The organism is Pseudohongiella spirulinae, from assembly GCF_001444425.1.
Taxonomy (GTDB): Bacteria; Pseudomonadota; Gammaproteobacteria; order Pseudomonadales; family Pseudohongiellaceae; genus Pseudohongiella; species Pseudohongiella spirulinae.
In genome coordinates, this window is the sequence record NZ_CP013189.1 from 144,109 (window position 1) to 166,938 (window position 22,830).

Below are 22,830 nucleotides of genomic sequence, written 5' to 3' on the forward strand. Positions count from 1 at the left end.
GTTGAAATCACAGCTCCAGATGAGTGTGTGATTTACATCTTCAGTTAAAAATTCGATATAAAACAATGTGATAAAACATTGGCACGATCTGTGAATTAACCTTTACATAAAAAGGAATATTCGCAGGAAAAGTCAATGAACCACAACAGCATTATCGACTTGTTTGCCCGCCATAAGGTTGCCGCCAATCTGGCGATGATCATGATGATTCTGTCCGGTATCTGGGCAGCCACCCGCGTCAATACGCAATTAGACCCTTCGGTTGAATGGCCTTATGTGCTCATCAATGCCAGCTGGCCGGGTGCCTCTGCAGAAGATGTGGAACAACTGATCGTTATTCCCATTGAGCAGCAGCTTCGCACCATGCCAAATTTGCAGCAGATCGCGTCCACCAGCCGACAGGGCTCTGCAGGTATCGAAGTGGAGTTCATGTTCAGCGCCGATCTGAGCAGGGCACTGGACGATGTGAATGATCGCATTGCGCAGATCCGAAATCTGCCGCCGGACATGGAGCCTCTGGTTGCCCGACGTGGTACCAGCTATGAGAATATCGCGTCTCTGATTGTCACTGGTGGCAGTCGTGTCGCCGAGCTGGTGCCAATGGTGCAGCGGTTTGAAAGAGAGCTGTACGCGGCAGGAATCGACCGCATTGAAATCACCGGCCTGCCTGAAGAGGAACTGGCGATACAGGTCTCCAGCGCAGATCTGTTGGCGTTGAATACTACGCTGGACAGCCTGGCGGCTGAGGTCAGATATCGCAGCCTGGATGTGCCGGCCGGCGTTGTCGCGCGCAATCAGGGAGAAATGCAGTTGCGGGGTCTTGATCAACGTCGCGATATGCATGAATTTGAACAGATGGATGTCCAGAATCCGGCCACTGGCGAACTATTCAGGCTGGGTGACGTGGCACAGATTGAAAAGCGCGCCAAAGCAGGACAGCCGGTACTCAGTAAAGAAGGTCTGCCGGCCATCGAAATGAATCTGTACCGAATGACAGATTCCGATGCCTTGACTGCCGCCCGTATCATGCAAAGCTGGCTTGATCAGACTCGCTCGCAATTGCCTGACAGCATCAGTATTGATGTCTATCAGGAAGTCTGGGTATTGCTGAAACAGCAACTGGCGGTGATTGCCAGTAACGCCTGGTCAGGTCTTGTGCTGGTGCTGCTGACCCTTTTTCTGTTCCTGAATACTCGCACTGCGGCCTGGGTTGCGATTGGTATTCCGGTCAGCTTTCTGTTCGCAACGGTTATTTATTACTACGTATTTGCTGGCAGCATCAATATCCTGGCGCTGATCACCTTCATCATGGCGTTGGGTATTGTTGTTGATGATGCCATAGTGGTGGGCGAAGATGCGGTCAGTCTGCATGAGCAGGGCTTTAGCCCCGAGGACGCTGCGTCCGGCGCTGCCCGACGTATGTTCATGCCAGTTGTTACATCATCACTGACCACGCTTGCCGCCTTCGTTCCGCTGCTGATTGGCGGAGGAGAAATGGGTGCCGTGATCCAGACCATGCCCATGGTGTTGTTCTGCGTGATTGTCGCCTCTTTGATTGAGTGCTTCCTGATATTGCCGGCACACCTGAAGCATGGTTTCAGCAACATGGCCCACAAGAAGCCATCAGCCTTCAGACAGAAGTTTAATGCTGCCTTCTTTGGTTTCCGCGATCGGTATTATCGCCCCTTGCTGGAGTTGGCGCTGGCACGCCCGGGTGCGACCTTGTTGACAGCATTCGGCTGCGTAGTTCTCTCATTCAGCCTGGTAATCAGTGGTCGGGCCGGCGTGAATTTTGTATTGGGTATGAGCCTGCAGATGCTGGAGGCCAACGTGCAGTTCACCATGGATGCCACGGCGGATCAGCGGGAAACGTTTATGCGCCACCTTGAGCAAACCATGCAGGACACCAATGGCAGCTATAACGATGTCAATATCAATGGTTACTACGTGCGAGATAATGTGGCGCGTATCAATCAGGAAAATAAATCCGGCCTGCACTACAGCTCTATGCGCATCGAATATGCCTGGGAGGATGAGTATGAAGTGACTCCGCAGACCTTTGTAGATGAATGGAGACAGCGTGTTGAGCCATTCCCTTATGTGGAACAACTGGTACTTGAAGTCCGTGGTGGAGCCAACGGCGGTGCGCCGGATATCAATCTGGTACTGCGCGGCGATGATATCAATGTGCTCAAGCAGGCCTCTGAAGAATTGCAGGCGGCACTGGCTGACTACGAAGGCGTCAGCAATATCTTTGACAATCTTCCCTATGGTCGTGACCAGATGATTTTCTCTATCACGCCGACCGGCAAATCACTGGGTCTGACGACGGCCTCATTGGGGCAACAGTTAAGGTCTGCTTACTACGGTAACCGGGTGCAGATTTTTAATCTGGACAACAGTGAACTGGAAGTCATGTTGATGTTGCCTGATCAGGAGCGCGACAACATCGCTTCTCTGGCACAGTTCCCGGTTCGCACACCACTGGGTAGCATCGTGCCGCTTCGCCAGGTCGCCGATCTTTCAACCCGCCGTGGCATTGATGTGATCAATCACAACAATGGATCCATGTCGGTTATGGTCAGTGCGTCAGTCGACAGTCATGTCAATAATGCCGAACGTGTGCTGGCATCGGTGCGTGAAGATGTCCTGCCACAGATCAATCAACGCTACGGGCTCAGCTCCGATCTGGGAGGCATGAATTTAAGAAATCAACAACTGCTGGCTACCCTGCAGTTGGGAGGCATGATGACGCTGGTCTTTATCTACCTGATATTGGCATGGTCGTTCTCATCATACCTCTGGCCGTTTGCCGTGCTGGTCGCCATTCCCCTTGGTTTGACCGGCGCCATTACCGGGCACTGGGTAATGGGCGTCGATATTGGCATGATGTCGATGCTGGCCTTTTTTGCTCTGACAGGTGTGGTGGTCAACGACTCCATTGTACTGGTCAGTTTTTTGCGTCGCGAGCTGGCGGCCGGCAAAGCATTGCTCGATGCAGTGCGCAGTGCTGCCCTGTCCCGGTTCCGCGCAGTGGTGCTCACATCGCTGACAACGGTGGCCGGATTGTCGCCGCTGATGTTCGAGAAATTCAGCCTGGCAATCTACATGGTGCCCATTGCCATCACCCTGGTTTTCGGATTGGCCTTTGCCACTCTGCTGGTGTTGTTGGTGGTGCCCGCGCTGATAGTGATGATTGAGAACGTAAAAAGTAAAGTAGGCAGGCTGGTGTCTGTCACAGCGGCTCTGAACGCAGAGCCTGAACAAGAGGGAATGCAGTCATGAGTAAACAAATGATGGTCAGACGACGATTTTTTTGGGGCCGTGGTATTGACCGTTTCAAGTACATTGGTGGTAAGGCCGCTGGTGTGATGATTCTGGGCATGTTTTTTCTGTTGAGTGCTCTTGTTGTTGCGACTGGACCCGAGGCGGCACCCATGGAAAGGGTTGAACGCGAGTGGCCGGTTTCCTATGGCGTTATTGAACCGGCAGCGCTGTCACCCAGTTTGCAGGTCTATGGCAAACTGGAGACGGCGCAACTGGCCAGCCTGCGAGCCAGTGTCACTGCTGATGTTGCTGAAGTTCGGGTTCGTGAAGGTGACTGGGTCAATAAAGGCGATGTCATTATAGGCCTGGATGAGAGGGAGGCTAATCTCAGATTGCAGGCGGCGCGAGCCGCTGTACGTCGCACAGAGGCGGCCCTGGCGAGCGTACAGAGCGAATGGCAGTTGGCAAAGACACTTGGCGAGCATCACCAGGCACAGGCCGATATGGCGAGCGAAAAACTGAAGCGCTTTCAGTCCTTGCACCAACAGCGGATGATCGCCGATGCACAACTGGACGAAGTGCGTCACGAGGCAAATGAGCGAGCCATGGTGCACGCCCGTCACCAGGCGACCTTGAGCGACTTCCCGAATCAGTTAATCCAGTCGCAGGCGGCTCTGGAAGAGGCGCAGGCCCGACTGGCGCAAGCGCAACTGGAGCTGACTCAGACTCAGGTTCGCTCGCCCTTTAATGGCAGAATTGAGACCCTGGAGGTGGCCGTCGGCGACCGAGTGTCTGCGGGCGCTGCGCTGGTGCAGGTTGCTGATTACGATAGCCTGCAGGTGAGGGCATCTGTCCCCACACAGATTGCGCAGAAGCTGCGTGCCGACATGCTTGAAGGACAGCCGGTGGTGGCGAAGTCTGACATGCATGGACGCCAGCTTGGGTTCGAGTTGCGTGGACTGGCTGGAAGTGTCAAATCAGGTCAGAGCGGCATTGACAGCTATTTTCATGTTAATGCAGATCCATCCCTGACTCTGGGCAGCATCATCAATCTCACGCTCAGCCTGCCAGCGGAGCACAATGTGGTAGCTGTGCCCCTGCATGCCCTGTATGACAATTCACGAGTCTATCGCATAGCTGATTCCCGCCTGCAGGCGGTGGACATTGAGCGGGTGGGTGAATATACCGATCAGGAGGGAAATTATCGTATTCTTGTTCGTTCGCCGGAGCTCAGCCGGGGAGATCAGATCATGATGTCTCAGTTGCCAACTGCCGTAACCGGACTGCTGGTAAATCCGGTTACTGGCACTGAACTGGCAGGCAGCGAGCAGACCGAGGCCACTGTCGCCCTGCAGTAGTCGATCGCGCTATAGCATGATATCGTCATCCTCACTGTTTTAGAGTCAAACTGAGGATGAATCAGATGTCACAGCTATTGGCTGATAAAGCCATTATTATTACCGGTGGCACCCGTGGTATCGGCCTGGCAATCGCCGTGGCCTGCCTGGCTGAAGGCGCGCGGGTGCTCATTACCGGACGGTCGCAGGAAAGTGTTGATCAGGCCTTGGAGAAAACCAGGCACCCTGATATGCACGGCGTAGCCGCCAATGTCGCCAGCGAAGAGGACACTATTAAAGTGTTTGAGCTGGCTATACAAAAATTCGGCAAAGTGGATATGCTGGTCAATAATGCCGGTATCGCCCGGGCTGGTGCCGTTCAGAACCTGCGGGCAAAAGATTTCCAGATGGTCATGGATACTAATCTCACCGGTGCATTTCTCTATTCCCGTGAAGCCTTTCGTGTTATGAAAGACAACGGCGGCGGACGCATTCTTAATATCGGCAGTATTTCCAGCCAGACACCACGCTTTGGTTCTGTCCCCTATACCACCAGCAAGTTCGGATTGCAGGGCATGACACGTGCTCTACAGATTGACGGGCGCGAGCTGGGCATTATGGTGAGCTGCCTGCATCCAGGAAATGTGCACACCGATATCTGGGATAAAGCGCCGCAGTCAGTGGTTGATGAACCCAAGATGGAAGTGAAAGATATTGCTCGCGTGGCAGTTCTGATGTTGAGTATGCCGGATAATACGACGATTATTGATGCTACTGTTCTGGATCCGCGGCAGCCTTTTCTGGGCCGCGGCTGATACATTTTATGCTGGAGTACAAACCTATGAACAATAAAACAAGTGCACTTGGCGCCTTGATGCTTGGCCTGCTTGCGGTGGCACCGATGAGCATGGCTCAACCCGCTTCACTGGTCGCTCCCGGGGCGCAGGTTCAATTACTGACAGATGGTTTTATTTTTACAGAAGGCCCGATTGCCGATGCTCAGGGTAATGTCTATTTCTCTGACATACCCGCAAACCGAATACATGTCTGGACCAATCAAGGTGAGTTGCAGACATTCCGGGAAAACACCAACGGCACCAATGGGCTGTTTTTTAACGCCGATTGGCAACTCTATGGTTGTGAAGGTGGCGCCGGCCGAATTACCAGAATGGATGCTGATGGCAATGTCGAAGTTGTAGTTGATCAGTATCAGGGGGCGGCATTCAACAGCCCCAACGATCTGTGGATTGACGCAGATGGCGGTATTTATTTCACAGACCCGCGCTACGGTAATGAATCCAACACTCCGCAGGACGGCTATCATGTGTACTACCTGGCGCCAGGTGCCGACAGCGCTGAACGTATCATCGATGACCTGGTCAAACCCAATGGCATCATCGGTACACGCGATGGTCGTACCCTTTATGTGGCAGACCACCTGGGCAATCAGACATTCGCTTATGACATTTCTGCTCCGGGGCAGGTTGACAACAAGCGCTTGATCGCTGCTCAGGGCTCAGATGGGGTAACGCTGGATGAGTATGGCAACCTGTACCTGACCGGCGGCAACAATATTACAGTCTACAGCCCGACTGGTGAGCAGCTTGCCAGTATGGAATTCCCGCTGGCGCCTGCCAATATGACCTTTGGTGGTCCGCAGCGCGATGTCCTTTACGTTACGGCTCGCAGCAGTTTATTTGCCTTGCAGATGAACGTGAAGGGTATGTACTGATCAAGAGCGGGCTGCAGTTGGTTGATATAACTGATAGCAATTGCGGCCTGCAGCTTTAGCCTGATACATGGCGCTGTCTGCCAGCGCCATCAGCTCACGGAATGATGTGCCATGATCGGGTGCCAGAGCAACACCCATCGATAGCGTGGGTGTCAACTCTATACCGGCAAGCATAACTGGCTGACTGGCCTGTCGGCTGATTTTCTGCAGAATCCGGCCAATATCAGGACTTTTGTCGATACCGGGCAGCAGTATAAGAAACTCATCTCCGGCGATTCGCACCAGACGATCGGATTTGCGCAATTGTCCGCTGATCACGTCACTCAAGTGTTGCAACAATTCATCACCCAGGTGGTGTCCGTGTGTGTCATTCACTATTTTAAAGTTGTCAATGTCGACAAAAACCAGGGCTACCTTACGACCATCGCGTTGGCTCTGACTGAGCATCTGTTCAAAAAAATGTTCGGCCATGCCCCGGTTGGGAAGGCCCGTCAGGGTGTCGTGATCAGCCAGGTGTTTGACGTCAGCTATTTGCATGTGCAGTCGCCCTGACAGTCGAAGCAGATCACTGGCCAGCACGCGAACCACAAAAGTAACTGCTGACAGCACGGCTGCATAATCGATCAGGGTCAAATAGCCTCGTGTCTGTTCGGTCGCTTCACGCCAGTCATTGACGCTTGCCCAGGTGAGCACTGTCATGAATATCAGCATACCGGCGTAGACAATCCAGAAGGAACGCACACCCGTCATTATCAAGGCAAACAGCAGGGCGCCAGGGTATCCAATCACGGCGGCTGAGCGAATTCCAGAGCCTTCCCACATGCTGTAAGTAATAGTGATCAGTATGACCCACAGGACGATGTGACTGGCACGTCCGACATGATTCTGGCGTAGTTCCCGAAGGGCGTAACTGAGCACCAGGATGGCGCCGAGCATAACAAACAGGATAGAAGTCTGCCGACCGGCAATATTGACCACCGATAGAACCGCGAACAGTGCTATGGCTACCAGAATGAATTGCCTGATTCTGGTTTTGCGAATGTATTCGATGTCGTGCTGCAGAACTTCCAGGTCGTCTAGTTTACTCATCCGTGTTTCCTTGTTGCGCATGGAAAGTAGTTCTACGATCGGGATTTTTATTCAGATCTGGCGACAATACAATGACAGTGCGCAGATTGACGAGTCCATCGTCGAATCTGCGCCATGCCATGTCTTACTGACGTATCAGATAGTCAAAGGCGCTGAGTGCGGAGCGGGAGCCCTCGCCCATGGCAATGACAATCTGCTTGTAAGGGATGTTTGTTACATCGCCGGCCGCAAAAACACCAGGGATGTTGGTCTGGCCCTTGTTGTCGATTTCGATTTCGCCGAACTGTGTGGTTTTCACAGTGCCTTTTACCCATTCGCTATTGGGCAGCAGGCCGATCTGCACAAAGACACCTTCCAGTTCAACGGTGTGCATCTCGTCAGTCCGTCGGTCTTTGTACTGCAGGCCATTAACTTTCTGGCCGTCACCCAATACCTCAGTTGTCTGGGCTGAGCAGATAACATCGACATTCGGCAGGCTGCGCAGCTTGCGTTGCAGAACTTCGTCGGCTTTTAGTGTATCTGCGAACTCCAGTACAGTGACATGTGCCACCAGCCCGGCGAGATCGATGGCGGCCTCTACGCCTGAGTTGCCACCGCCGACCACCGCAACGCGTTTACCCTTGAACAGCGGACCGTCACAGTGCGGGCAGTAGGCAACGCCCTTGTTGCGATAGGTATTCTCGCCGGGTACATTCAGTTCGCGCCAACGGGCGCCGGTGCTGATAATCACCGTGCGTGCCTTGAGAGAGGCGCCGCTGGCAAACTGCACTTCGTGCAGCCCGCCGGGTTCAACGGCGGGAATCAGTGCCGAGGCGCGTTGCATGTTCATGATGTCTACATCGTACTGGCGCACATGCTCCTCGAGCTGGCGGGCGAGCTGCGGGCCTTCGGTTTCCTTCACTGAAATAAAATTCTCGATGGCCATGGTATCCAGCACCTGACCGCCGAAGCGCTCAGCCGCCACACCAGTGCGAATGCCTTTTCTGGCCGCGTAAATGGCTGCCGCTGCGCCGGCAGGGCCACCGCCGATCATCAGGACATCGAAGGCTTCTTTATCATTCAGTCGGGCTGCTTCACGCTCTTCAGCGCCTGTGTCAATTTTCGCCAGAATTTCATCGACACTCATGCGTCCCTGGGCGAAAGGCTCACCATTTAGATAGACGCTGGGTACCGACATGATCTGTCGGGTTTCCACCTCGTTCTGAAACAGCGCACCGTCAATGGCAACATGGCGGATGTTGGGATTCAGCACAGCCATGACGTTTAACGCCTGCACCACGTCCGGGCAGTTCTGGCAGGACAGCGAAAAATACGTTTCAAAGTGAAATTCGCCCTCAATAGCCTTGATCTGGGCAATCGTTTCTTCGCTCAGCTTGGGCGGGTGTCCGCCGGTCTGCAGCAAGGCCAGAATCAGGGAGGTAAATTCGTGTCCCATTGGAATGCCGGCAAAACGCAGGTGCATCTCAGCATCGGGTCTGACCAGCTCAAAGGACGGGCGACGATCATCCTGCCCGTCTTCGCGGACAGTAATTTTGTCACTCAGCGCAGCAATATCCTGCAGCAGTGAACGCAGCTCCTGAGACTTGGCACCGTCGTCCAGCGACGCTACCAATTCAAAAGGCCGGCTGACTTTCTCCAGATAGGCCTTGAGCTGGGTTTTCATATTTGCATCCAACATCACTTTCATTCCTCTGAATACACAAATTTCAGGCGTAAAAAAGCCCGGACGACAATGCGCCCGGGCTCTCGGGCTGTTTTCAGTAACCGGCTTTGATCAGATCTTGCCGACCAGATCCAGCGACGGTGCCAGCGTTTCTTCACCTTCTTTCCACTTGGCAGGGCAGACTTCGCCCGGGTGAGCTGCAATGTACTGGGCTGCTTTAACTTTGCGCAGCAGCTCAGAGGCATCACGGCCGATACCGCCTGCAGTGATTTCAACAACCTGGATTTTACCTTCCGGGTCGATAACAAAGGTGCCGCGCTCTGCCAGGCCGGCTTCTTCGATCATGACTTCGAAGTTACGAGTGATCGCGCCGGTCGGGTCGCCGACCATTGGATACTGGATCTTGCGGATGGTGTCAGAGCTGTCGTGCCATGCTTTGTGAGTGAAGTGGGTATCAGTTGATACGCTGTAGATTTCTACACCACGGCTCTTGAACTCGTCGTAGTTGTCGGCCAGGTCGCCCAGTTCTGTCGGGCAGACAAATGTAAAATCAGCCGGGTAGAAGAACACCACAGACCATTTGCCTTTCAGGTCAGCATCGGAAACTTCAACAAACTCGCCATTGTGGAAGGCTGTCGCTTTAAATGGTTTGATTTCGGTATTGATCAATGACACGTAGATACTCCTTTTTCACCTGTTTTTTGCCGTGTTGCCAGAACCGGCGGTTTAAATAACGGTGCAAAGGATAACGACAAATGAGGCTTAGGTAAAATGAAATGTTTGTTGGTTAATGATAGATAATATATATGGCTGGTCGGTGCTGTAGTGTCTAGTCTAAAAGAAGAGCGTGACTGAAATATAAATAATCAACGCGACCAGGATAAAGTAACCTATGACCTTTAAGGGTTCCCGCTGTAGCTGGGTTAGCTGCGTGTCGGCGCGCCCAGCCGCCTTGTCAGCCTCGTATTGTGCGCGCAGACGCTGGCTGCGCTCGCTCTGGTAGTGTTGCAACAGGCTGGCAGCGAGATCGTAATCCTGATCATGGCGCAGCCACAGGCCTGGCATGGAGATACCCCAGTTACCGGCAGTGGTTTCGTAAAATTCTATGCCGTTAGATTCCAGCAGCTCTTTTACATCAGCTGCTTCATCATCCGGTACGTTGCGTAGTCTGAACAAAAGTCGGGCCATAGCGGCTCATATTACCTGTAATCGGGTTTATCAAAAAGGAGGCTGTATGCTGATTGTAAAAAGGATGTGGGGCAGGGTCTGGCTGATAGCAGGCCTGGTGCTTTTTGTGGCGACGGGGGCTGTGGCTGATACGTCGGTCTGGAAGGTCAGTAAGGATGATGACTACATATATATGGGAGGCACTATTCATTTGCTGCGCGCGTCCGACTATCCGCTGCCATCGGCCTTTGAGCAGGCCTATGCTGATTCTGACCGGCTGTTTTTCGAGACCGACCTGGGGGCCATGATGGACCCTTCACTACAGCAGCGCATGATGACACAAATGACCTATCAGGATGGGCGCACACTGCGGTCCGTGCTCAATGAAGAGGCCTACCAGACGCTGACTGAATTTATTGATGGGGCCGGGCTGCCAGTGCCTATGGCCATGATGCAGACCTTTAAGCCTGGCTTGCTGATCAGCACGATAACCGTGCTGGAAGTCCAGAAATTAGGGTTTACACCGCAGGGGGTTGATGCGTTTTACCATACCAGGGCGATGGGTGACGGCAAGCCGCGGGGTGAGCTGGAATCTTTGGACGAGCAGATAAGCCTGCTGGCCGGTATGGGCGAGGGACACGAAAGCGAATACATTCTTTATTCCCTGCAGGATTTTGAAAATCTCGAGCAAAGTATCGAAGAGATGGTCAGAGCGTGGCGGTCTGCGGATCTGCAGGCACTCGAGGATCAGTTTGTGTCGACCATGCTGGAGTTTTCTGATGAGCTTTATGAGAGCATGCTGGTGAAACGGAACAATGCCTGGCTACCCAGAATTGAGGCCATGTTTGATCAGGATGGTACTGAGTATGTTCTGGCCGGTGTCGCCCACATGGTGGGCGACGATGGACTTCTGGCCATGCTGCAGCAACGAGGGTACAGCGTTGAGCAAGTGATGTCGGAAGACTGAGAAAATCCTTCTGGCTTGCAAGCCCGTTCAATTGGCAGTTTTGTGGCTGAGGATAATCTGACGGGGGCCGCGGGTATTGGTTTGCCCGCTGGTGCCTGTCGGAATCTGCTGCACCTTGCCACCGGACTGCAGAAATGCAGCAACCTGTCGGGCCAGTGCGTCACGATCACATACAGGAATGTCTTTCTTCGATTTGCTGGACATGGATGTAAACCTTGATATCTACCGTAAAAAGTCGATCAGTATACACTAAACACACCTGAACTGTCAGTTTGGGGTTTTACACGGCTTTGCGACTCTCTCCTCTTTTATACGCCGGGCAATCTGCTAGAATCGGCTAATCTGTTGGAGAGAGTTCAGTATGACCGAGAAAACTGCAGCAAAGAAAACAACCAGTAAAACAAGCAAAAAAGCCCCGGCTGCGGAAAAGGCTGCCTCAGCAGCCAAAAAGGCGCCGGTTGCCAAAAAAACGACCGAGGTCAAAAAAGCGCCTGCAGCTAAAAAGTCGCCTGTGGCTAAAAAAGCGCCTGTGGCTAAAAAAGCCGCTGCGGCTAAAAAAGCGCCAGCGGCTACCAAAGCCGCTGCTGCCAAGAGCGCGTCTGCTGGAAAGAAGCCGGCTGGCAGCAAAAAGCCTGAGGCAAGTGACTCAGCCAATACAAAGGCAGGCACTGCAAAATCGGCGGCATCCAAATCGGTGACTAGCAAAAAGGCAGCGCCAGCCAAGAAGTCTGCGACGTCAAAAAAGGCGACTGTATCTGAAAAATCAGCTGCGCCGAAAAAGACGGAAACCAAAACGACGGCAGTAAAAAAAGCGCCACCAAAAAAGGCGGCGGCCAGCAAACCAGCCCCATCCAGGAAAGTGGCAGCACCTGAAAAGGCCGCTGCATCTGAAAAAGAATTGGCAACAAAGTCCAAAACAGCAGCCAAAAAGAAAGCGCCCGCAAAGAAAGCGCCGGCTAAAAAAGCGGCTACAAGGGCTGCTGAGCCGACCGCCGCTGCGGTTTCCGAGCCGCTCAAGGAGTCTGTAAAAGGCGCGTCTGTCAGTTTTTCTTCTGTGCAAGAGCCGCCGCCGCACCTGACGTTGCGTGTTGATTCAAATCGCGTTGTTGCATTCCATTATCGACTGTGTGAAGTACGCCAGGATGGCAGCTACTCTCCCTGGATAGAGAGTTCTTTCGGTCGTCAGCCGCTGCTCTATCTGCACGGATATGGCAATGTTGTTGTTGGCCTGGAGCAGGCTATGGCGGGCAAAAAGGCTGGTGATACGCTCAGCATTACACTGCCGCCTGAGCAGGCTTACGGATTCCGCAAGTCAAACGAACTGGCAAGGCTCCCGATCAAACACTTGCATAACCCTCCACCGATCAAGAATCTGGTGCCGGGTGTCATCGTGGGTGTTCGAACCAACCAGGGTGTCAGGAACGCTCTGGTTGTTAAAGTGGGCAAATTCAATGTGGATGTGGATACCAACCACCCCTATGCTGGCCGTACGTTGCACTACCAGATAGAGGTGTTGGGAGTCAGGGATGCCACGCCTGCCGAAATAGCACATCGGCACGTGCATGGTCCGGGCGGCCATCAACACTGAGCAAACTGGGTTGCTCCGACAATAAATATAACAATGAGGCTCGTCACATGAGTATAGAAAACGAAAGCCGCAGACAACTGCTGAAAGCCGGAGTCAGTGCCGGGCTGGTCGCGGCCACAGCCGGCGTTCCCTGGTTTGCACTGGCACAGGGCGAAACCGTTGTACCCTTTATTGATGTGCCTGAAGGCTGGGCCCCGGGTCCACGCCAGCCCGGTCGGACTCATATTATCGATACCCGCCAGATCAACAATTTTTACAGCGATGACTTCTACGTTGTGCAGCACTATGGTCAGCCCGAAGTGGCCGCGGCAGGATATGAACTGAAGCTGACCGGGCTGGTCGATCAGCCACTGCAGTTTACTTACGAGCAGTTGCGCGCCCTGCCCAGCCGTGAGATTGATTGCGGCTTTGAGTGTGGTGGTAACGGTGGTCGTATGTTCCACGGCCTGGTAGGTAATGCCCGCTGGCGCGGGGTCAGCCTGAAAGATCTGCTGGCGCAGGCAGGTGTGCAACCGGCCGGGCGGGAAGTTGTGTTTTTCGGCGCTGACAAAGGCATGGAAACCATCCGCGGACGCGAAGTAGAGAAAGCCTTCGCACGCAGCCTGTCGCTGGAAGACGCCATGCGCGAGGATAATCTGGTCGTCTATGAAATGAATGGCCAACCATTGCCGGTCCACCATGGCCAGCCTGTGCGGCTCCTTATCCCGGGGTTCTACGGGGTCGCTAACGTCAAGTGGCTTACCCAGATTCATGTGCAGGATACCCGCTACATGGGGCGTTTTATGGGGCGTGATTATGTCACCCTGAAGCGTGAAGTGGTGGGCGGCGAAGAGCGCTGGGTTGAAAACTCAGTTGCCCGTATGAATCTTAAATCTGTAATTGTCCGGGTTACCAATCGTGGTGGCAGCCACCGAATTGCCGGTTTTGCCCTGAATGATGGCACCCCTTTGCGTAGCATCGAGGTGAAAATTGATGACGGCCCCTGGCAGCAGGCGACAATTGATCCACAGTCCAGCCGTTATAGCTGGAAACCCTTCTATTTTGACTGGCAGGGAGCCAGCCCTGGTGAACACACCATCGTTTCGCGTGTGACTGATATAAATGGTCATACTCAGGCACCTGCCGAGCAATTACCGGAAAGAGTCAGCTACTGGGAAGAGTTCGGTCAATTCCCGCGCCGCATCCGAATCGGGGCGTGATGTATCAAGTATGAAGCGCCAGGCGCATGAAGGAGAGTAGTTGATGAAGACGTATCTGGTGCTGACATTGATCGGTAAGGATCAGCCGGGTCTGGTGGAATCGCTGGCATTGATTGTCGCTCAACACCACGGCAATTGGCTGGAAAGTAATATGTCACACCTGGCCGGGCAGTTTGCCGGTATTCTGAAAGTCAGCGTGGATGAGGACAAGGCCGATCAACTGGTTGCCGCCCTGGATGCACTGTCGCCCCGGCTGCGTCTGGTGGTGGAGCGCACAACGGTAGATGCCAACGGCAATGCGCCACGTCAGGCGCTGCACTTGTCACTGATTGGTAATGATCGTTCGGGCATTATCCGCGATATAGCCGGTGCATTGGCCCGTCACCATGTGAATGTGGATGACCTGGAAACAGAGTGTACCCCGGCGCCCATGGCGGCGGGTATGCTGTTCAAAGCTGAGGCTCTGCTACACATACCGGCCGATCTGGATATAGACCGGCTGCGAGAGGAGATCGAGCAGCTGGCGGATGATCTTATCGTGGAGCTTACGGCTGTCGAAGACTGATCACGGGCCAGCCCATGCGCTGTGCATGGGCCCGCAATTTGTCGTCCGGATCAACAGCAACGGCTTCACCTGCTGCCTCCATTAACGGAATGTCGTTAAACGAATCACTGTAAAAAACGCTGTGTGAGATGTTCGCCCCGTGCTCTGGGTTGGCATCCAGCCAGCTTTGCAGTTTGCGGATTTTGCCGGCCTGAAAGCATGGAATGCCCGCTATCCTGCCAGTGAATACTTCGTCAGCAACTTCCAGGTCGGTGGCTATAAGATCATGCACGCCAAAACGTGTCGCGATTGGCTGGGTGACAAAGCGGTTGGTGGCCGTAACGATCAGGCACAGGTCGCCGGCCGTCTTGTGCTCTTCCACCAGCGCCAGTGCAGCCGGTAAAACGATCGGATCGACATGCTGCTGCATGAATCGCTGGTGTAGTTCGTCCAGACGTTCGCGGCTGAAACCAACGACCGGCGCGATGGCGAATTCGAGATACTGCTGCATGTCCAGCGTACCCTGCTGATATTGGGCATAAAAGGCGTCATTCTGGCGCCGGTGTGCTTCTGCATCAGCCAATCCTTCATTGATCAGAAATTCACCCCAGGCATGATCGCTGTCGCCAGCCAGCAGCGTGTTGTCCAGATCGAATATCGCCAGTTTCCTCATAAAACTTACTCTACTTTTTTGATTGCGGGGTTAGCAGGCCTGCGCATTATACATGGGCAAACAGTCAATGTTGCGCGGCGCTTTTGCGATGAGCGATTTTATGAAACAATGCTTTGCTGGCAAAAAAGCCAGATGGTTGAACAGGATTACCGGGACGATGTCGTAAATGATTGATGCTGAAGGCTTTAGACCAAATGTCGGTATCATCATCTGCAACCGGCGTGGGCAGGTGTTGTGGGCCAAGCGCATTGGCCAGGATGCCTGGCAGTTCCCGCAGGGAGGCATCAGACAGGGTGAACGCCTGCAACAGGCCATGTACAGGGAATTAAAAGAAGAGGTTGGGCTGGAGGCCAGGGACGTCGATATTCTCTCTAGCACGCGGGACTGGCTGTATTATCAGCTGCCGCGGCAATACATCCGGCAGAATACCAATCCGGTGTGTATCGGCCAGAAGCAGAAATGGTTTCTGCTGGGGCTGCGGGGAGATGAATCGCGCATTTGTCTGGCCAATCCTGATATGGCACCGGAGTTCGACGACTGGCAGTGGGTCAGTTTCTGGTATCCCTTGAGTCAGGTCATCGATTTCAAGCGCGAGGTTTACCGCCAGGCGCTGCGTCAGCTGATAAAACCTCTCAACCGTTACGTAAAATCATAAGCCTATGATGCTCGACAGATTGCGAGAAATTGTCCAGGAGGTGAACACCGCCAAGGACCTGCAAACTGCGCTCGACATAATTGTGTCGCGTGTTCGTGAGGCTATGAATACACAGGTCTGCTCTGTCTATCTACTGGACAGCGATATCAACAGCCATGTATTGATGGCATCTGAAGGCCTGCGTAAAGAATCCGTCGGACACGTGAGCCTGCAGATGGACGAGGGGCTGGTTGGCCTGGTGGCGCGAAACGCCGAACCGGTTAATCTGGAAAATGCCCAGCAGCATCCTAACTACCATTATCTTTCCGAAACCGGCGAGGAGCAGTTCAGCTCCTTTCTTGGCGTGCCGATTATCCACCACCGTAAGGTGCTTGGCGTGCTGGTTGTGCAGCACAAAGAAAAGCGCTCTTTTGACAATGGCGAAGAAGCGTTTCTGATTACGCTATCGGCGCAATTGGCCGGCGTGATTGCAGCGGCCGAGGCCAGTGGTGCTATCCAGGGCATCAGTCCATCGGGCCAGCGCCGTGCTGATGCCAGTTTCAGCGGCATCTCGGGCGCATCAGGCGTCGCCATTGGCGAGGCGGTTGTGGTATTCCCGCATGCTGACCTGTCGCTGATTCCCAATCGCATGACCGATGACATTGATAGCGAGCTCTCCGCATTTTCTATTGCCTTGAACCGGGTGCGCGACGATATCCGGGCATTGAGCGATTCGGTGGGTGATCAAATTCGTCCGGAAGAGCGTGACCTGTTTGAGGTCTATCTGCGCATGCTGGATGACGAAGCTCTGGGCAGGGAAGTCAACGATCTGATCTATGCCGGGCAGTGGGCGCAGGGCGCGCTCGCCGAGGTGGCCCTGGATCATGTGAAATCATTTGAACAGATGAAAGATCCCTATCTTCGTGAACGGGCCGCCGATATCAAGGATCTGTGCAGTCGCGTGCTTTTCTACTTGCAGGAAACCGAACGGACCAAACCCAAGGTGTATCCGGATCAAACCATCCTGGTCGGCGAGGAACTGGCGCCGTCGATGCTGATGGAAGTCCCGCGTGAGAAGCTGGCGGGTATGATATCGGTCAAGGGGTCCGGCAACTCACACGTCGCCATTCTGGCCCGTACCATGGGCATCCCTACCGTTATGGGAACTCTGGACCTGCCTTACCGGAGGCTGGATGGACGCCAGGTTATTGTTGATGGCTACAACGGTACCGTGTTCAGTAATCCCTCAGAGCAACTGTTACAGCGCTATCAGGAAGTACTAAAAGAAGAAGAGCAACTGGTTCGCGGACTGGAAGGCCTGATTAATTTGCCTTGCATAACGCCTGATAATCATCGGGTCAGCCTGTGGGTCAACACCGGCCTGATGACTGATGTGGTCAGATCGCTGGATCATGGTGCCGAAGGTATCGGTCTGTTCCGGACCGAGGTGCCCTTTCTGCTGAGCGAGCGCTTTCCCAGTGAGCAGGAGCAGGCAGCCATTTATCGTGAACAGTTACAGGCGTTTGCGCCCAAGCTGGTGACCATGCGCACCCTGGATGTGGGCGGCGATAAGGCGCTGCCTTACTTCCCGATAGAGGAAGCCAACCCGTTTCTGGGCTGGCGAGGTATCCGTGTAACGCTGGATCACCCGGAAATATTTATCGCCCAGGCCCGTGCCATGATTCGTGCCAGCGAGGGTCTGAATAATCTGCAGATCATGTTGCCGATGGTGTCAAACCTGCAGGAAGTGACAGGTGCGACCCAGATAATCAAAAGGGCTCTGCGTGAGCTTCAGGAAGAGGGTCTTGATGTCTGCATGCCGCCGATAGGTGTCATGATCGAAGTGCCGGCCGCGGTCTACCTGACCCGGCACCTGTGCCAGATGGTAGACTTCGTGTCGGTGGGCAGCAATGACCTGACCCAGTATCTGCTGGCAGTGGATCGCAACAACTCGCGCGTGGCGGATCTTTATTCGGCCTTCCATCCTGCGGTACTGCATGCCCTGAAGTATATTGTGGAGCAGGCTCATGCTGAAGGTAAACCAGTCAGTATCTGTGGCGAAATGGCCGGTGATCCGGGTGCTGCGCTGTTGCTGATGGCGATGGGATTTGATGTGCTCTCCATGAACGCCTCGACCCTTCTGAAGGTCAAGGCCGTGATTCGTTCGGTGACGATGAGCACGGCTCGGGAGCTGTTGGAAGATGTGATGCAGATGTCCGATGCCCAGAGTGTACGCAGCAGCGTAGACCTGGCGCTTTATAACGCAGGTGTGGACCGTTTGTTGCGGTCATCGCGCTCAAATTGATGCTAACAACCATTGCAGGAAGTAGATGTTAACCTATCCAGATATTGACCCGGTCGCGTTTTCACTGGGCCCACTGACCGTACACTGGTACGGCATCATGTATATCGTCGCCTTTACGGCGGCCTGGTTGCTGGCGCGCAAACGTGTGCGAAGTGGCCCCTGGAAAGGCAGTTTCACTGATGAGCAGCTTTCTGATCTGGTATTTTATGGTGCATTAGGCGCTGTGCTCGGCGGACGTTTTGGTTCGGTCATATTCTATAACTTCGACCGCTTCCTGGCAGATCCAATCTGGCTGCTCAGAGTGTGGGAGGGCGGCATGTCTTTCCACGGTGGTTTTCTGGGTGTGATGCTGGCCTTCTGGTTGTATTCGAGAAAACTGAAAAAGCCCTGGTTTGAAGTGCTGGATTTTATCGCGCCATTTGCGCCGTTGGCGCTGGGAATCGGGCGCATTGGTAATTTTATCGGCGGTGAACTGTGGGGCCGGCCCACTGAAGTGGCCTGGGGCATGGTTTTTCCGCATGTTGATGATTTGCCGCGCCATGCCTCACAGTTATATCAGGCTTTCCTTGAAGGGATATTGCTGTTTGCTCTTGTTTGGTGGTTCTCTTCTCGTGCGCGCCCTCGCTACGCCGTGTCGGGATTGTTCGGTCTGGGTTATGGTCTGCAGCGCTTCTTTGTTGAATTCTATCGTGAGCCGGATTCATGGATAGGTTTTGTGGCACTGGACTGGATGACCATGGGCCAGTTGCTTTCATTGCCCATGATTATCGCCGGCATCGTATTGCTGGTCATTGCTTACAGGAAACCTGCGACATGAAACAATATCATGAGCTGTTAAACCGGATTCTTGCTGAAGGTGCCGAGAAAAGTGACCGTACCGGCACAGGTACGCTGTCTGTGTTTGGCCACCAGATGCGTTTTGATCTGCAGCAGGGTTTTCCAGTGCTAACAACGAAGAAACTGCATCTGCGATCAATTATTCACGAACTGCTGTGGTTTCTCAGCGGCGACACCAACATCCGTTACCTGAAAGAAAATGGCGTGTCCATATGGGATGAATGGGCTGATGATAATGGAGATCTTGGGCCTGTCTATGGGTTTCAGTGGCGCAGCTGGCCGGGCAAAGATGGTCAGTCTGTGGATCAGATCAGCAAGGTTGTAGAGCAGATTCGCAATAACCCCGATTCACGACGTCATATGGTTGTAGCCTATAATCCTGCCTATGTAGATGAGATGGCGCTGCCGCCCTGCCATTCGCTGTTCCAGTTCTATGTGGCTAACGGCCGCCTGTCGTGCCAGCTCTATCAGCGATCCGCTGATACATTTCTGGGTGTACCGTTCAATATCGCCTCCTATGCGCTGTTGACGCATATGATGGCTCAACAGTGTGATCTTGAGGTGGGAGAATTCATCTGGACGGGTGGCGACACACATCTGTATCTGAATCATCTGGATCAGGCACGTCTACAGTTAACGCGGGAACCCCTGCCCCTTCCTACCCTGCAGATCAAACGACGACCAGGCAGCATTTTTGAATATCAGTTTGAGGATTTCGAGTTGATTGGCTATGAGTCACATCCGCATATCCCGGCCCCGGTGGCGGTGTAGCGATGACAGATAACGATACAGAGCAAGACAACTACGACGAACCCGAGATGCGGGTCGCGCTAATCTGGGCGCAATCGCAGAACCGGGTAATTGGCCGTAACAATGCCCTGCCCTGGCATCTGCCCGAGGACCTGAAGTATTTCAAGCACGTCACCATGGGAAAGCCCATTATTATGGGTCGTAAAACCTGGGATTCAATCGGTCGCCCCCTGCCAGGCCGCACCAATATCGTGGTTTCGCGAAATCCCGAATTCAAGGCGGATGGGGGCAGCGTTGTCCCGTCTCTGGAAGCTGCGCTGGAGTTGGCAGAAAACATATGCCTGATCAATGGGGGGGATGAGGCTATCGTGATGGGCGGCGCACAGATTTATGAGATGGCATTGCCCTACGCTGATCGACTTTATATGACACAGGTGCACGCGGATGTTGAGGGTGATGCCTGGTTCCCGACCTTTGAGCTCAGCGAGTGGCACGAGCTGGGGCGCGAAGATTTTTCCGCATCGGGCCCCAATCCTTATGATTACAGCTTCGTGGTGCTGGAGCGTTAAAGCGTTTTTCTGAATGCCCTGGAGTTGCGCTGATAGTTGTACATCTCCTGCTTCTTGATAGGCAACTCGCTGATCGGCAATGGCTCAAATCCTCGTTCCAGAAACCAGTGAGCTGTTTGTGTGGTGAGCACAATCACCTTGCTCAGTCCCATGCGTCGGGCTTCTCTTTCCAGTGCGCGCAGCAGATGGTCGCCCCGACCACTTTCCTGATAATCTCGATGAATGGCGATGCAGGCAATCTCACCGGACTCTTCGTCCAGCGGGTAAATGGCGGCACAGGCGATGATCATGCCTTCCAGCTCAATGACCTTGAAGTAGTCGATTTCAGATTCCAGAAGTTCCCGAGAGCGATGCACCAGGATGCCGGCTGCTTCCAGCGGTGCGATCAGTTCCAGAATACCACCGACATCTTCGATGGTGGCCTGACGCAATAGTTCAAAATGGTCGCGGGAGATCAGTGTGCCGTTACCGTTACGGGTGAACAGCTCTTCAATCAGGGCGCCATTGTCAGCAAAATTAATCAGGTGGCAGCGGTGTACTGTTTTGCTGCTGGCCTTGATGGCCGCCGCCAGTGTTTCACGCACGCCATTTCTGGCTTGCTCATCGTCATCGCTGATGTTGCCCAGAACCTGCTCGGCTGCGGTTGGGCTGAGTGTGCTGAGCAGGTTGCCGGCGGCATCCATCACCCCGCGCTGTGGTCCGAACAGCACCAGTTTGTCGGCCTTCATGGCGATGGCGACTTCCGTGGCGACTTCCTCAGCTGACAGGTTGAATACTTCTCCTGTCGGGGAGTAACCCAGATTGGAGACCAATACCATGGAGTTATTGTCCAGCTGCTGCTGGATAGCAGCAGCGTTTACCTTACGCACTACACCGGTCAACGAAAAATCCACACCGTCGATAATGCCCAGCGGGCGCGCGGTGATAAAATTGCCGCGGCTGACTTTGATGTCGGCCCCATGCATGGGAGAGTTGGCCAGTCCCATGGAAAACTGTGCCTCAATGTCAATCGACATGCTGCCGACCACCTGCTTGATGACCTGCAGACTGTCAGGATCTGTCACGCGCAGACCTTTGTGATAGCGCAGCTCCAGCGTTGCCCCGTCCAGTGCCGTATTGATCTGCGGCCGGGCACCATGCACCAGCACCAGTTTGACACCCAGGCTGTGCAGCAGGGTGATGTCATGTACGATGCTGCTGAAATTTTCATGCGCGATGGTTTCGCCGGTCAGCAGCACAACGAACACTTTTTTTCGGTGGGCATTGATGTAGCTGGAGGAATGCCTGAACCACTCAATATATTGCGACAGATTGTCCATGTTGTTTTCCGTTGCTTAATCCCTGACCGCTTGTTGGCCAATGCAGTAATGATCGATGAAGCGGCGCAGCAGGTCAACGCAGGGCTGCACCCTGTCCAGTGACAGGTACTCGTCGGGCTGGTGCGCCTGGTCAATGTCGCCTGGGCCAAGCACAATCGTTTCCATGCCGATCTGCTGTAACCAGGGCGCTTCGGTGCCAAAGGCAACCGTACCGGCGCTATGGCCAGTGAGCCGCTCGGCAGTTTTCACCAGGTCGCTTTCGGCCGGGCACAAAAAGGCAGGGGCGCCCGGGAACAGGGGTGTCAGATCAAAACCCACTCCCCATTGCTGCGCCAGCGGTGATATGCGCTGGCGGATCAGGCTGCGCATCTCATCAATCTGCATGCCGGGCATCAGGCGGATATCAAATTCCAGTTCACAACGACCACAAATACGGTTGGGGTTGTCGCCACCGTGAATACAGCCCAGATTCATGGTGGGTTTGTCGATGGCAAACAGCGGGTTGCGATATTTGTCCTGTAGTTCACTGCGGAATTTAAGCAGCTCACTGATCACATCGTGCATGGCTTCCATGGCATTGATGCCCAGGCTTGGGTCAGAGGAATGACCGCTGCGACCTTGCAGGCGAATGGACTCCATCATTACACCTTTGTGGGCATGGATTGGTTTCATGCCGGTGGGCTCGCCAATAATGGCATAACGTGCTTTGGGGCGTCCGGCTTCAGCGATTTTGCGTGCGCCAAACATGGAGGTTTCTTCATCTGAGGTGGCCAGCACAATCAGGGGTTGCTGCAACGGCTGGTCTACGTAGTTCTGCACAGCCTCCAGGATCAGCGCAAAAAATCCTTTCATATCGGTACTGCCAAGGCCATACAGGCGCCCGTCTTTTTCTGTCATTTGCAGCGGATCAACCGACCAAAGTTCAGGGTCCATGGGTACGGTATCGGTATGACCGGCCAGCACCAGACCACCGGGGCCGCTGCCCAGCGTGGCAATCAGGTTGGCTTTGGCCTGACCGCTGGCGCTGTCACAGGGCATGATCTCACACTGAAAACCCAATGCCTCAAACTGCTCTGCCAGATAATTGATGACCGGCATGTTGCTCATATCCAGCGTATTATTGGTCGAGCTGATGCTGGGCAGCCTAAGCAGTGCATCGAAGTGCTGTAACAGTGTCATAGAGTATTCCT

General features: G+C 54.0%; 22 protein-coding genes. 13 read left to right on the forward strand and 9 right to left on the reverse strand.

Translation table 11 applies throughout. From position 1 onward, the window contains the following. Positions 1-135: 135 nt before the first annotated feature. The 4 genes from PS2015_RS00650 (at position 136) to PS2015_RS00665 (ending at position 6,336) form a co-directional block, all read left to right on the forward strand. Positions 136-3,285 (forward strand): efflux RND transporter permease subunit, encoded by a 3,150-nt coding sequence (locus PS2015_RS00650; protein WP_082627876.1) that lies wholly within the window; start codon positions 136-138, stop codon positions 3,283-3,285. Next, the gene (locus PS2015_RS00655) at positions 3,282-4,625 is read left to right on the forward strand and encodes an efflux RND transporter periplasmic adaptor subunit (protein ID WP_058020355.1); all 1,344 of its coding nucleotides are present in this window, start codon (positions 3,282-3,284) and stop codon (positions 4,623-4,625) included. The genes PS2015_RS00650 and PS2015_RS00655 overlap by 4 nt, the downstream gene beginning before the upstream one ends. Positions 4,626-4,690: 65 nt before the next feature. Continuing rightward, a complete protein-coding gene (locus tag PS2015_RS00660; protein WP_058020356.1) occupies positions 4,691-5,419 on the forward strand; it encodes an SDR family oxidoreductase in 729 nt (242 codons plus the stop codon). A 26-nt stretch (positions 5,420-5,445) separates the two neighbouring features. Continuing rightward, entirely contained in the window at positions 5,446-6,336 is an 891-nt protein-coding gene (locus tag PS2015_RS00665) for an SMP-30/gluconolactonase/LRE family protein (RefSeq protein ID WP_058020357.1), read from the forward strand. Here the strand turns inward: PS2015_RS00665 and PS2015_RS00670 are convergent, their stop codons facing one another. From PS2015_RS00670 to PS2015_RS00685, 4 genes are all read right to left on the reverse strand, one after another. Beyond that, positions 6,337-7,425 carry a GGDEF domain-containing protein gene (locus PS2015_RS00670; RefSeq protein ID WP_058020358.1) on the reverse strand — a complete coding sequence of 363 codons (1,089 nt, stop codon included), beginning with the start codon at positions 7,423-7,425 and terminating at the stop codon, positions 6,337-6,339. It lies immediately after the preceding gene. A gap of 124 nt (positions 7,426-7,549) precedes the next feature. Next, a complete protein-coding gene (gene ahpF / locus PS2015_RS00675) occupies positions 7,550-9,103 on the reverse strand; it encodes an alkyl hydroperoxide reductase subunit F (RefSeq protein ID WP_058020359.1) in 1,554 nt (517 codons plus the stop codon). Between the two features lie 96 nt (positions 9,104-9,199). Beyond that, entirely contained in the window at positions 9,200-9,763 is a 564-nt protein-coding gene (ahpC, locus tag PS2015_RS00680; RefSeq protein ID WP_058020360.1) for an alkyl hydroperoxide reductase subunit C, read from the reverse strand. A gap of 159 nt (positions 9,764-9,922) precedes the next feature. Further along, positions 9,923-10,276 (reverse strand): DUF6164 family protein, encoded by a 354-nt coding sequence (locus PS2015_RS00685; RefSeq protein WP_058020361.1) that lies wholly within the window; start codon positions 10,274-10,276, stop codon positions 9,923-9,925. A gap of 46 nt (positions 10,277-10,322) precedes the next feature. Here PS2015_RS00685 and PS2015_RS00690 point away from each other — a divergent pair, with 46 nt between their 5' ends. Continuing rightward, positions 10,323-11,222 carry a TraB/GumN family protein gene (locus PS2015_RS00690; protein WP_058020362.1) on the forward strand — a complete coding sequence of 300 codons (900 nt, stop codon included), beginning with the start codon at positions 10,323-10,325 and terminating at the stop codon, positions 11,220-11,222. A 27-nt stretch (positions 11,223-11,249) separates the two neighbouring features. Here the strand turns inward: PS2015_RS00690 and PS2015_RS15685 are convergent, their stop codons facing one another. Beyond that, complete coding sequence (locus PS2015_RS15685) at positions 11,250-11,426, reverse strand: PFL_1563 family small protein (RefSeq protein WP_169792249.1); 177 nt, start codon at positions 11,424-11,426, stop codon at positions 11,250-11,252. Positions 11,427-11,549: 123 nt separating this feature from the next. After that, positions 11,550-12,239, reverse strand: coding sequence for a hypothetical protein (locus PS2015_RS00695; RefSeq protein WP_058020363.1), 690 nt, complete (start codon positions 12,237-12,239; stop codon positions 11,550-11,552). Between the two features lie 37 nt (positions 12,240-12,276). Between PS2015_RS00695 and PS2015_RS00700 the strand changes: the two genes are divergently transcribed. From PS2015_RS00700 to PS2015_RS00710, 3 genes are read left to right on the forward strand one after another with little or no spacing between them, the layout of a single operon-like run. Then, positions 12,277-12,810 (forward strand): FKBP-type peptidyl-prolyl cis-trans isomerase, encoded by a 534-nt coding sequence (locus PS2015_RS00700; RefSeq protein ID WP_335338246.1) that lies wholly within the window; start codon positions 12,277-12,279, stop codon positions 12,808-12,810. A gap of 47 nt (positions 12,811-12,857) precedes the next feature. Then, the gene (locus PS2015_RS00705; RefSeq protein WP_058020364.1) at positions 12,858-14,009 is read left to right on the forward strand and encodes a sulfite oxidase; all 1,152 of its coding nucleotides are present in this window, start codon (positions 12,858-12,860) and stop codon (positions 14,007-14,009) included. A 43-nt stretch (positions 14,010-14,052) separates the two neighbouring features. Further along, positions 14,053-14,574 (forward strand): glycine cleavage system transcriptional repressor, encoded by a 522-nt coding sequence (locus PS2015_RS00710; protein ID WP_058020365.1) that lies wholly within the window; start codon positions 14,053-14,055, stop codon positions 14,572-14,574. On the opposite strand, the gene PS2015_RS00715 is transcribed toward PS2015_RS00710, so the two are convergent. Further along, positions 14,555-15,226: a histidinol-phosphatase gene (locus PS2015_RS00715; RefSeq protein ID WP_058020366.1), complete on the reverse strand. Its 672-nt coding sequence runs from the start codon at positions 15,224-15,226 to the stop codon at positions 14,555-14,557. The two genes, PS2015_RS00710 and PS2015_RS00715, sit on opposite strands and share 20 nt — an antisense overlap. Positions 15,227-15,392: 166 nt before the next feature. Between PS2015_RS00715 and rppH the strand changes: the two genes are divergently transcribed. Genes rppH through PS2015_RS00740 form a run of 5 tightly spaced genes read left to right on the forward strand, consistent with a single transcriptional unit; the run spans position 15,393 to position 20,321 of the window. Next, entirely contained in the window at positions 15,393-15,881 is a 489-nt protein-coding gene (gene rppH / locus PS2015_RS00720; RefSeq protein WP_058020367.1) for an RNA pyrophosphohydrolase, read from the forward strand. Between the two features lie 7 nt (positions 15,882-15,888). Next, positions 15,889-18,165, forward strand: coding sequence for a phosphoenolpyruvate--protein phosphotransferase (ptsP, locus tag PS2015_RS00725; protein WP_058023070.1), 2,277 nt, complete (start codon positions 15,889-15,891; stop codon positions 18,163-18,165). Positions 18,166-18,190: 25 nt separating this feature from the next. Next, entirely contained in the window at positions 18,191-18,982 is a 792-nt protein-coding gene (gene lgt, locus PS2015_RS00730) for a prolipoprotein diacylglyceryl transferase (protein WP_058020368.1), read from the forward strand. After that, positions 18,979-19,773 (forward strand): thymidylate synthase, encoded by a 795-nt coding sequence (locus PS2015_RS00735; protein WP_058020369.1) that lies wholly within the window; start codon positions 18,979-18,981, stop codon positions 19,771-19,773. Before lgt ends, PS2015_RS00735 begins: the two co-directional genes overlap by 4 nt. A gap of 47 nt (positions 19,774-19,820) precedes the next feature. After that, positions 19,821-20,321, forward strand: coding sequence for a dihydrofolate reductase (locus tag PS2015_RS00740; RefSeq protein WP_058023071.1), 501 nt, complete (start codon positions 19,821-19,823; stop codon positions 20,319-20,321). On the opposite strand, the gene argA is transcribed toward PS2015_RS00740, so the two are convergent. Beyond that, on the reverse strand, positions 20,318-21,631 hold the full coding sequence (gene argA / locus PS2015_RS00745) for an amino-acid N-acetyltransferase (RefSeq protein ID WP_156412769.1): 1,314 nt from the start codon (positions 21,629-21,631) through the stop codon (positions 20,318-20,320). The genes PS2015_RS00740 and argA overlap by 4 nt on opposite strands. A gap of 24 nt (positions 21,632-21,655) precedes the next feature. After that, positions 21,656-22,819, reverse strand: a complete 1,164-nt coding sequence (gene argE / locus PS2015_RS00750) for an acetylornithine deacetylase (protein ID WP_058020371.1) — start codon at positions 22,817-22,819, stop codon at positions 21,656-21,658. Between the last annotated feature and the right edge of the window lie 11 nt (positions 22,820-22,830).